The sequence below is a fragment of the Variovorax durovernensis genome (genome assembly GCF_977011995.1).
Window position 1 is genome coordinate 5,951,866 of the sequence record NZ_CDRNCW010000001.1, and the last position, 11,341, is coordinate 5,963,206.

Consider the following 11,341-nt stretch of genomic DNA (forward strand, 5'->3'; position numbering starts at 1 on the left):
TTCCACTTACCCCACTTCTTCAAATGAATTCAATCATGAAAAAAACAGCACTGGTTACCGGGATCACTGGACAGGATGGCGCCTACTTGAGCGAACTGCTGCTCCAGAAGGGATACAAGGTCTACGGCACCTATCGCCGCACGAGTTCGGTGAATTTCTGGCGGATCGAAGAACTCGGCATAGATCAGCATCCCGATCTTCATCTGATCGAATACGACTTGACGGACCTGGGAAGCTCACTGACTCTCATCCGGGAAACGGAGCCCGACGAGATCTACAACCTGGCCGCGCAGAGTTTCGTCGGCGTCAGTTTCAACCAGCCCACTGCCACTGCGCAAATCACCGGCATTGGCGCATTGAACCTGCTGGAGGCGATTCGCTTGGTCAATCCGAAGATCCGCTTCTACCAGGCCTCGACCTCTGAAATGTTCGGCAAGGTCCAGGCCGTACCGCAAATCGAGGAGACGCCATTCTACCCGCGCAGTCCCTATGGCGTTGCGAAACTCTATGCGCACTGGATGACGATCAACTATCGCGAGAGCTACAACATTTTCGGCAGCAGCGGCATCCTCTTCAACCATGAAAGCCCGCTGCGCGGACGCGAGTTCGTGACACGCAAGATCACCGACTGCGTGGCCAAGATCAAGCTCGGCAAGCTCGATGTCCTTGAACTTGGCAATCTCGACGCCAAGCGCGACTGGGGCTTCGCGAAGGAGTACGTCGAGGGCATGTGGCGCATGCTTCAAGCCGACGAGCCCGACACCTTCGTGCTTGCGACCAACCGTACGGAGACTGTTCGCGATTTCGTGAGCATGGCCTTCAAGGGTGCAGGGATTGCCGTCGAATTCAAGGGACGTGCGGAGAATGAATCGGCAGTGGACACGGCAACTGGCAAGACCGTCATGCGCGTGAACCCGAAGTTCTATCGCCCGGCCGAAGTCGACCTGCTGATCGGTAATCCCGCGAAGGCAAAGCAGAAGCTGGGTTGGGAGCCTCAGACCACGCTGGAACAGCTGTGCCAGATGATGGTCGACGCCGACCTCGCCCGGAACGAGAAGGGCTTTTCGTTTTGAAGATCTTCCTGACCGGCGCCGAGGGATTCACCGGTCGCTACTTCGCCGAGCGCGCCACCGCGGCCGGGCATACGGTGGTCCCGATGCAGGCGGACCTCATGAACCGGGAAGCACTGGAGCGCGAAGTGGTGGCGGTCGAGCCCGAAGCCGTGGTGCATCTGGCCGCCATCAGCTTCGTGGGGCATGCCGACAGCAGCGCCCTCTACGCGGTGAACGTGGTCGGCACGACCAACCTGCTTGAGTCGCTCGTGCGGTTGCCCTTGCCTCCCCACCGCGTGCTGCTGGCCAGCAGTGCAAACATCTATGGCAACAGCGAGCAGTCTCCACTGGCTGAAACCCAGCCTCCTGCGCCGGTGAATCACTACGCCATGAGCAAGTTGGCGATGGAGCACATGGGCCGAACCTTCGGCGAGCGCCTGAACCTGGTGATCACACGGCCCTTCAACTACACCGGTCGCGGCCAGGACATCAATTTCGTCATTCCCAAACTCGCCAGGCATTTCGCCGACAGGGCGCCGCGCATCTCTCTCGGCAATCTGGATGTGGAGCGTGAGTTCAACGACGTCCAAATGGTGTGCGATGCATATCTCTGTCTTATCGAGTTCGGAACCCCCGGCGAAGCCTACAACGTGTGTTCAGGGCAACCTCATACGTTGAGAGAAGTGATTGGGTGCTTCGAGAAGCTCACGAATCACCGAATGAATGTAGAGATCGACCCGGCATTCGTCCGGAAGAATGAAGTACACCGCCTCTGCGGCAACCCCGGCAAGCTCAATGAGCTGATGCGCGGCTGCGGCATGAAAATCACCCCGCCAACCCTGCAGGAAACATTGGCAAGAATGCTGTGAGCCCTTGCCAGGCGAGACCGCCGCACTGGAAAGCAGGAATCCATTGCGACGGCCTCGATCAAGCCCTGTAGAACTCCAGCCTCTGCAGGTCGACGACGGTGCCCGCGTCCGAATAGGCACGCAATTCGAATCGGGTGATGTCGTGCTCCACGGTGAATGTGCCTTGGCGATCGGTACCTGACAGCAAGAACTCTGCAATTCGAGTCTCGTGCTCCTCGAGGAGCATCAGACGGACATCGCCTCGAAGCTCGCCATGCAACTGGACACGCCAAGTCCCCTTCTGCAGGAACCAGTCCGGCCCGAAGAACAGAATCCCAGCTTCCTTGGCGGCATAGCGCGTCACCGCTTGCCCTATTGGCTCGCCTTCGCCGAAAAGGCTGCCGGGGAACACCGAGAAACTCGTTCGCGCAAGCCTGTCGATATCGCCGGCGGGCGCGGCGAGCACGTCGCCGATCCAAGAGGTATAGCCTTCCGCGCTTAACAGCACCAGCACCGCATGGGGACCCACCCCGTAGAGGGAAAGTCCCCGTTCCCGGAAGAACTCGCCAATGCTCTCGGTATCGCTCGTCCCGGATTCCAGTTTTTCGAACAGCACCTTGATCCTGGGTGATCTCGCGAAGATATCGACCATGCCTCGCAACACTGGCAATTCATGGCCTTCCACGTCGATCTTGATCAGATCGACTGTCAGGCTCTTGTCGACGAGGTTGTCTACACGATGCGCCGGGACTCGCAAGGTCTTGCCCTGCTCGTTTGCATTTCGCGCCGTGGAGCCTTTTCCGAGATGGTCGTCCGGATAGAAGAGATCCAGCATGCCCTCCTCATCGGAAACCGCGCACTGGAGCACACGAACCACTGCTTCGAGACCATTGAGTTGGACGCTGCGCTCGATAAGGTTTGTCAGCTTCGAATGCGGCTCGAAAGAGAACACCCGGCCACCGCGTTTCAGGCGATTGCCGATTGCAATCGAGAAGTAGCCGATGTTGGCCCCCACATCGAGGAATACGGTCGTGGGCGTCAAAAAGCTGTACAGCACGCTCAGATTTTCAGGCTCCCAGACGCCGCCATTCACGATGGGGGACGGGCAGCCCAGATCCCCTGTGTTGACGAAAATCGGCGACTCGTCCCTCAGGTAGGTCAGCACGACGCCGTCTCCAGCGTAGCTGGCCAATCGTCGCTTAACGAATTCGGTATCCCGTGCGAGCCGGCCAACCGTGGCTTTCCGGGCGTCCTGCGCAATCAACTGGCCTTCGACTTGCCGAGACAGCAGCGAAACCGATCTAGTCAGGGCAAGGATCTGCAGTCGGGTGGGGTCATCCGTACCGGCGACTGCTCGCAACGGCGTGGCCACGGCCCGCGAATCATCCGCCCGCGGCCGGCTCTCGCGGCGTCCCGAGTGAAGATCTTCCCGAAGCGCTTGAACCTCGCTACGAATGTCGGCAGACGCCTCGACCATCAACTGGCGCAGCTTTCTTGCCAGGATCCGGGTGACCGGCTTGGCAAGCTGATAGACGTTTCGAGCAGCGCGCCGCAAGATCCTCTTCGCGCGGGGCTTCCAACCTGCCAAAGCCGGGGCCGGCATCACGGCCGCAGGATCCGCGGGTTGAGAGGATTCCCCCGCTCCATGGGCAGCCTCACCAGCTTGGCCTTGCCCGATGAATGCGGCAAGGGTCCTAGGCGCGGCCGGCCGGGGAAGTGTCTCGATGAAACGGCTGAGCAGCGCAAATTCGTCGAATTGAGATTTGAAAGTCTGCCCCGTGGTCACGATCGCACGATCAATATCGTCCCGCTCCAACAGCACGATCCTAGACGTCAGATCGGAAGTCTCGAAACGCCATGCCTCGACGATCGCTTCGCTGTTGTCTGGAATGGGAGTCGGCGACGCGGGAATCAACCAGCCCGTCCTCCCTTCGAGAACTATCTCGTTGTGAGGCGTTGCATCCAAGGAAAGAATCGGCGTACTGTGGCAGATCGACTCATAGAACCCCAGCCCCAGTCCCTCATGCGAAGAGACTTGGATGCTCGCGTCATGCTCTTCGTATAGCTGGTGAATTTCGGTGCGTGACAGGCTTTTGTCGACGATATGAATGCCATCGGGAATTTCATACGGGTAGTACGACCCAAGCGGATCCATCGAGGTCACGGTCAACTCGATATCATCCCGGATCTTCAAGGCCTGTGAAAATGCCTCGATGACCTGCGGTGTATTTTTGCGGGTTTGAGGATTGTGGCCAGCGACGTGCAGATAGCGAATCTTCCCGCGCTCCTGCAGGCGGCGCCGCTTTTCATCGATCCTCTGTTTGCTCAGAGATGTCCCAAATCCATATCCCAGGAATGCACCATTGGTGATGCCCGCGGCATTAAGAGCGTCCTGCGCCAAGCGAGTGCAGTACAGCGTCGAAGTCAGGCGGTTGTGATTTGGAATTTCATCCCGGATGACGATTTCGATCATCGGAATGCTGCAGATCTCCAGGCCCTTGACTTTCAGCGCGAAAAGTCGATCCCAATTAGGCTGCCAACAAACCTCCGGCACTATGAGCGTGTGGATCTTGTTGATCAGAATGAATTGCGTCAATTCATGAACGGTTACTGCTTCCCGATGATTCAAGGAATAGTGAACCGAATCGGCATTGGCCGGGGCATCCCAATCCTCCGGATTTGCCTGCCTGAGGAGAGCTCGGCCTATTGCGGCATACGGTTGCGCCGAGAATATATGAACTTTGTACCCGATCTTCCTGAGTACCTTTGCATGGGTGTGCGAGAGATTTCCGATTCCCTGATCGCCCCAAACGGTGAACATGCCGATATTTCGGGTCGATGAGTTATCGATCAGATGCATGGCCGCGCCGACAAAACGCCCAGAATCCCCTCCGAAGATCTCAATCAACCGAGCTCGCTGCTTCTCCCCGATTTCGCGAAGGCGCTCAATATCGAAATAAAGCTCTTCGATTTTCGCAATCCAATCCGAGGAATCTTCCGAGAGAAAAACCCCGGTCTCACCCAACATCTGCCGCAAAAATCCATTTGCAGTAGAAATTACAGGAATACCGTTCATCGCCGCTTCGAACGCAACACGACAGAAAGTCTCGTCCACGAGAGTTGGAACGAGCACCATTCGTGCCGAACGATAGAAATCTCGGACATTTCCGTAGGATCTCAATTGCGACCGCGGGTGACGAGCCATTTCCTCCGACAGGTTCGCATTGAACTCCGGACTGTCCGGCTCACTTTGAATTCCCATGAAGGGAATTTCATTTCCAAGATTTTTTACGCAATCCAGGAAAATCTTTCCGCCCTTGAGTACGCACGTATTTATCTGCAGCACGAAGGTGCCGTCGCCCTCGCGTTCGACCGCATATTGGGCGCCATCGGAGATGGGATGAACGACGTTGAGAGGCTCGGTGCCGGCAAGCTTCCGGTAAACCTCCAGCATGAACTCCGAGGCTACGTATTTATAGATCAATGGCGACCCCTGAGCTGACGACTCGCTCAGGCGGTGCTGGTCTATGTTTTCCAGGATATGGCTGTTTTTAGTGGATCCCAGTTCGATCAGGCCATCCCAAAAATGATAGCCAATCATCGCCGTGAGTCGATTTTCCTTCGCGATCTTTATGCTCAGGTCCGCCGTTCCGCCGTGCGCATGAATAATCTCTGGACGAAATTTCTCGACCGCTGTGAGAATTGCTTCTTCAGTGCATTCGCCAGATCTTCTAATATCTATATAGTAGGGCGTAGTAACGAAATAATCCTTCTTGTACCAGCCGACTCCCGGCTCCACGAAACTCATCCATACGCATTTGACTGCAAACTCATTGAGTACCCGGCAAGTCTGATGGATAAAGCTTTCACCCCCCCCCATGGGATAGCCCAAGTGTGTCGGTATGAGGCAGACTGGAACAATATTTTTTAACCGCTCCAGCGCCGCGATGAACTCCTCAGGCTCGTATCTTTCGTGAAGTTCGAACAGATACTCCTGCGAAGCCCATGCCAGCCGCAGCATCGTCCGAAACAAATCCTCGGTAAAAGCAACCCGGACTACCGCGCTTTGTTTTGGCTCGGGAAGCTTTTCGAACTCGAATGAATTGCTCTCTATTTTTGATTTGAACTTCGCGATCAACTCGTAAATTGCACGCGCGCTGACAAGCGATTGGCCGGAGATAAGGGACTGCCCCTCGTAGACCTTGAGTGCGTGAAAAGCCTTTCTTTCCGGGCAATGCGTTTCGATATACGGCAGAACGACATCGCGAATTACTTCGAGCCGTTGCCGAACAATGTCATCCTCCAAAATCCACTGGTGCATCTTCTCTGAATCGCCTTGGAGGCCGACATCAACAGCCGTCTGCAGGAGTGATCTGTTTTCTGGTGGAATCTGAAGATTACCTATAAGCGAAAGTACAGCCTCGCGCCGATCGCCCGCACTCAAATAGCGAATTGCAAACTCCGCGAGCTTCAAATTCTCCTGAAATAGACCCAAGAGTTCCGGATCCAATGCGATCAGACGGCTCGAAACTTCTGATGCGAGGGCAGCATCGTTGCCGTCATTTTCGTGTCCCTCATTCATGACTCGCTCCAGCCGCGCTGCCAGGCTCTCCTCAGGCTTGATCGCTCTCATAGCATCAACACTCGTGCTCTCCATTTTCAATCCTTTTTATTTAACGATCAAGAAATCGACTGCAGAACAGCCTTGTCCATGTCGATCTTGAAGATATTCTGCAAATTGAACAAAAGGACAGTAACAATCGTGAAACCCATAAATAGAGCCACATACACTCCTGGCTTTTTTCTCTCAGGCAATCGGAATCCACCAATGGCGATCAAAATCGCCGCCAGCGACGTCGCAATCACACTCCAGTAAACATAGCGGAAATCAGCAGTAGGGCCGGCAGGCAAGTACCCAAGAATATAGAAAATCGACGAAGCCAGCAGCATCTGGGCCGCACTGGTGGAGCGGCTTCTCTTGATCGCCAAGCTCAGGATAGAGAGTGCGAAGCTGAACCATAGCCACCAATACGGCTTGAATAAGAAAGGAAAAAATTCCGAGGTATTTTTTACATAGTGCTCCAGCGCAACAGTCAGGGCATTTTTATTCTGAATTAATCCCATCCCATTGGGATCAATGCCCTCTTGCCAGATATAGAAAGAGGAGGAATCGCTCGACCTCATGAAATATGCAAAAGCCGCGAGTTTGAAGCGAATATACTCTCCAGGGTGATTCATAATTGCCCCCTTCCATTCACTTGCAAGCGTCGTCCGAAAAGGACTGTGATCATGGTAACTCTGCTTTTTCGAAAAGCAAAAATCCCTGGCTATCAACCTCGTTTGCCCAACCTCCTGTGTTGCGCAGTCGCGTATATCCTCGATCGGAATCCCCGGAATAAGGCTTCTTTTCTCAATCAAGGAAAGATAAGAGAGATCATCCAGCATCATGTAGTTGGAAGGATTCATCTTCTTTGCATGAAGAACGCTGTAATTGAGAAAATTCCCGAGAACAAGCATTGCACCCAGCACTACAAACGTCAGCGCCAATATCCAGATTTTTCGAAGTCCGGGGCGCCAGTGATAAAAAGCATATAAAACGAGCGGGAATGCGGCAAAAATCGCGTTATGCCTGACATTGATGGCATAAAAGAGCAAAAGCAAGGAGACCATGAATCTCCCGAACGTCATCGGGGAATTCGCGATCACGGAAAACAGCAGCAAGGCAAATGCGAGCCCCACGTCTTTCCACAATACTCCTGAAAAATTTGCCACCCAGGGAAGAATTCCAATCAGAATAATTGCAATGCCAAGCTTTGCATCCCTGTACCGAAAAAACCAGAGATAGAGCCCTGTCCATAACGCAAGAAGATGAAGATAAAGAAGCCCTTCCGGCCCAGGAAATATAAAATTTAGAATAGACCACACCCATGCCATCACCGGCGGGTGCCAGTCGATATATGACAACGACTGAGAACTCGCGTACTGGGAAAACGAGTCGGAGGACATGAAGCCCGGAAAGAAGGCGATGCATGACGCAGCGAATCCCAGGATGGTCAAGCTCAATGCCGCAAGGTGGTATTTCGACCAAATCAAATTGCCCGCGCTATCAGACTGCCTAAATTTCATTTATCCGCCGTTCCACAATTATTCCATCAGGCCATACAGGCTCTGTTTTCTCAAGCACCCAGTCAATTTTCACCAAAAAGATCTCGCGTATAGATCTTTTCTTTCACATCCGACAATGCCGCGGACATCCGATTGCTGATGATCACGTCGGATTTACTTTTGAATTCATTCAGATCGGCGACAACGCGAGAGTGAAAAAATTCGGTCTCATGAAGACTGGGTTCATAGATGATGACCTCCACACCTTTAGCTTTGATGCGCTTCATCACGCCCTGAATCGATGATGTGCGGAAATTGTCGGATCCGCTCTTCATGATCAACCGGTAGACGCCCACCACTTTGGGCTGGCGGCGAAGAACCTCTTCAGCAATAAAGTCCTTACGCGTGGTATTGGAATCGACAATTGCGCGAATCAGGTTTTGTGGAACGTCACGGTAGTTGGCAAGGAGCTGTTTTGTATCCTTCGGCAGGCAGTAGCCCCCATAGCCGAACGAAGGATTGTTGTAGTGCGATCCAGTCCGAGGGTCGAGACCTACTCCCTCGATGATCTGCCGGCTATCCAATCCATGGGTCGCTGCATAAGTATCGAGCTCATTGAAGTATGAAACTCGCATTGCCAGATAGGTGTTTGCAAACAGCTTGATTGCTTCGGCTTCCGTGGAGTTGGCAAAGAGAACCGGTGCATCCTTCTTGATGGCACCTTCGCGCAGGAGATTTGCAAAAACTTCAGCGCGTGCAGAGCGTTCGCCAACCACGACTCGCGACGGATAAAGATTGTCATGAAGCGCGTGGCCTTCGCGTAAAAACTCGGGGGAAAAAATCAAATTCCCTGTCTGAAGCTTTTCACGAAGCTTTTCCGTATATCCAACCGGGATTGTGGATTTGATCACCATGATTGCATCCGGGTTGATGCGCATGACGTCGCGAATGACGGTTTCAATCGATTCTGTATTGAAATAATTCGTCAGTGGATCGTAATCTGTCGGCGTGGCAATGATGACATATGCTGCATTTGCGTAGGCCTCCCATGGATCGAGCGTAGCCCGAAAGTTGAGATTTTTGCTTTTTAAATAACGCGTCAACTCAGCGTCATCAATGGGCGATTCCTTGCGATTAAGCATTTCCACCTTCTCGCGAATCACATCCAGCGCAACGACTTCGTGATGCTGCGACAGCAATACACCATTCGAAAGGCCAACATAGCCTGTGCCAGCAACAGCAATTTTCATCTGAATTTCCTCATAAATTTCGCGCCCTAATTCCAGGAAGGCCTGGCTACCGGTACACCAACATCATGCGCCCAGAACTCCCCTTCCTGCACCAGGGCGAGCTCCAAAATGCTCTTCAAGACTTCCACTGGATGCTCAACGGGTATCTGCATTGATATCTCGCCCTTCGGAGGAATATCGGTGCGCAGATCTTTTCTCGCCTCGAAACCGGCAACATGCTCGCCCTCTCGGTCCAAGAATCTCCATGAGAGCCTAAGCGGCCAACCGACGGAGGAGAGCGCGGAAAAATTCGTTTCTCCGTTATTCACAATTCGAATTTCGATGTGCGCCTTGTTTCCGCTTTCGTATTTTTTCTTTACTTCATAGTGAAGGCTGCCGATTTCCTCTCTGCTATAGGGTCTTGCAGCGGACGTGACACGAGGTGGTGTTATCACCCAATTCTTTTCGCATCCCAAAAACCCTATGGGCACCACTCGCGACATCAAATTTTGGTACAGCCGGATATTTTCCGAATCACGCTTGAAAATCAGATATGAAAGCACTCGCCTGGGCAGTTCCGAGCAATCGCGCCCATATTCGACCGCAAAGCCCGGAGGCAAGCCACCTGTGTATCCATTGAGCGTTTTCACCCTGCGATGCAAGGCCACCCACATCGCATCCAGCTCATCGACAAAGAAAGTGCTCGTTTCCTGTGCCATGAAGATGATTGAATCGCTTTGCAATGGTTGCTGAATGCGAGCGTCCGCCTGCACGAGGCGCAGCCGCCATTCCGACTTGAAGCTCACATCCATTTTCGTGGACGAAGACTCAAGCACGAGCAGCGAAAATAATAGAGCGCCGACCGCTAATCTTCTTTTTCTCGAAACACTCAGCTCGTCAACTGCAAGAGCCGAGAGATACGCGACCGGGAAAAGGATCGCCAAATCGATTCGACTCATCGCGCGGATTGCCGACGCACCGGGGAAACGATAGAAAAAATACCATATGCTGTACCCGCTTACATAGATCGTCAATACGACCACGACAGCGAGGCTGCCCGCAAGCAGTGGAAAGAAATCCTTTTCCCCACGGCCTGCCTGTATGCCAAAAATGAACCCCAGCGCAGCCAACAGTAGCGGCAGTATTCCAAGAAACATTTGATGTTCATGCCTCATCGGGATATCCGAGCCAAGACCTCTGCTCAAATTCGACCACCACGCCGAGGCATCAGCCAGAAAATAGCTTTGTGGACGAGGCAGCATGGTTTCAATTTCCTGCCAAGTGCGTTTTGCACCATATAGCCGGGAAACCCGCAGGTAGGGGAAAAACAGCAAGGCTAATAAGAAAGCCAGAGAAAAGAGAAAAATCAAAAATAAGATTTTTTCTTTTTTCTCCAGCCTCTTCCATCCATCGGAAAAATCGGCCCAGACCATAGCAAGGCCTTTTTTTGATCCACCTACTGCGAGCAAAAGATAAACAGCAAGCTGCGCAACAAGCAGCAAGGCCGTGAAGAATCCGATATAGATTCCACAGTAAAACTGCCATATCAGCCAGATACATGCCACTAGGAAAAAGCGCCAGTCTTTTTGCGTCAAGAAGCTGGCAAAGAAGGCCGCGGCAAGAGGCAAGCCAAACCTGTAATGCAACTGAGCATGCCCGGCATGTGCTGTAACAGGCAATGCGAAGGTGAAAATCAACGAACCAAGCGTTGCTCCGACATCACCAGCATCTAGCCGTTTCAGGGCATACCTGGCAGCAATGAAATTTGCCAGGTACGCAAATAAAAACCATATCTGAAAAGCGGTATCGGCATCACCGACGATCCACCGGGCCATGGCGTATACCGGGGCGGCGCCGAACAGGTTGTCCGAGAACCCCAGCACATAGGGAAATGGAGAAAAAAACGGCAGATGCCAGAGCGAATTTGATCCTTCAAAAAAGAAAAGATAAATGTGCTCCAGGAAATAGTTATTCAACCTCGCGTCGCCCAAATTACCTGGCATCATCGCCAGAAAGTCGAGCTGCGACAATGGGCCGAAGAAAAAAGCCGCGCCAAAAAAAACGAAAGGCAGCCCTTGCGCTGCCATCGATTTCGGTTGCATCAGCC

Annotated in this window: 6 protein-coding genes; 2 read left to right on the plus strand and 4 right to left on the minus strand. The window is 53.2% G+C overall.

Annotation, left to right across the window (positions count from 1 at the left end):
- Positions 1-35 precede the first annotated feature (35 nt).
- Both gmd and ACWV14_RS28190 read left to right on the plus strand, forming a co-directional pair.
- Positions 36-1,073, plus strand: coding sequence for a GDP-mannose 4,6-dehydratase (gene gmd / locus ACWV14_RS28185; RefSeq protein WP_454904883.1), 1,038 nt, complete (start codon positions 36-38; stop codon positions 1,071-1,073).
- Entirely contained in the window at positions 1,070-1,921 is an 852-nt protein-coding gene (locus tag ACWV14_RS28190; RefSeq protein WP_454904885.1) for a GDP-mannose 4,6-dehydratase, read from the plus strand. The genes gmd and ACWV14_RS28190 overlap by 4 nt, the downstream gene beginning before the upstream one ends.
- A 58-nt stretch (positions 1,922-1,979) precedes the next feature.
- Here ACWV14_RS28190 and ACWV14_RS28195 read toward each other — a convergent pair whose 3' ends face one another.
- From ACWV14_RS28195 to ACWV14_RS28210, 4 genes are all read right to left on the minus strand, one after another.
- Positions 1,980-6,557 (minus strand): FkbM family methyltransferase, encoded by a 4,578-nt coding sequence (locus tag ACWV14_RS28195; RefSeq protein WP_454904887.1) that lies wholly within the window; start codon positions 6,555-6,557, stop codon positions 1,980-1,982.
- Between the two features lie 23 nt (positions 6,558-6,580).
- Positions 6,581-8,026, minus strand: coding sequence for a hypothetical protein (locus tag ACWV14_RS28200; RefSeq protein WP_454904889.1), 1,446 nt, complete (start codon positions 8,024-8,026; stop codon positions 6,581-6,583).
- A 62-nt stretch (positions 8,027-8,088) separates the two neighbouring features.
- Positions 8,089-9,255, minus strand: a complete 1,167-nt coding sequence (locus ACWV14_RS28205) for a nucleotide sugar dehydrogenase (protein ID WP_455342723.1) — start codon at positions 9,253-9,255, stop codon at positions 8,089-8,091.
- A 26-nt stretch (positions 9,256-9,281) separates the two neighbouring features.
- The gene (locus ACWV14_RS28210) at positions 9,282-11,336 is read right to left on the minus strand and encodes a hypothetical protein (RefSeq protein ID WP_454904893.1); all 2,055 of its coding nucleotides are present in this window, start codon (positions 11,334-11,336) and stop codon (positions 9,282-9,284) included.
- Positions 11,337-11,341: the final 5 nt, after the last annotated feature.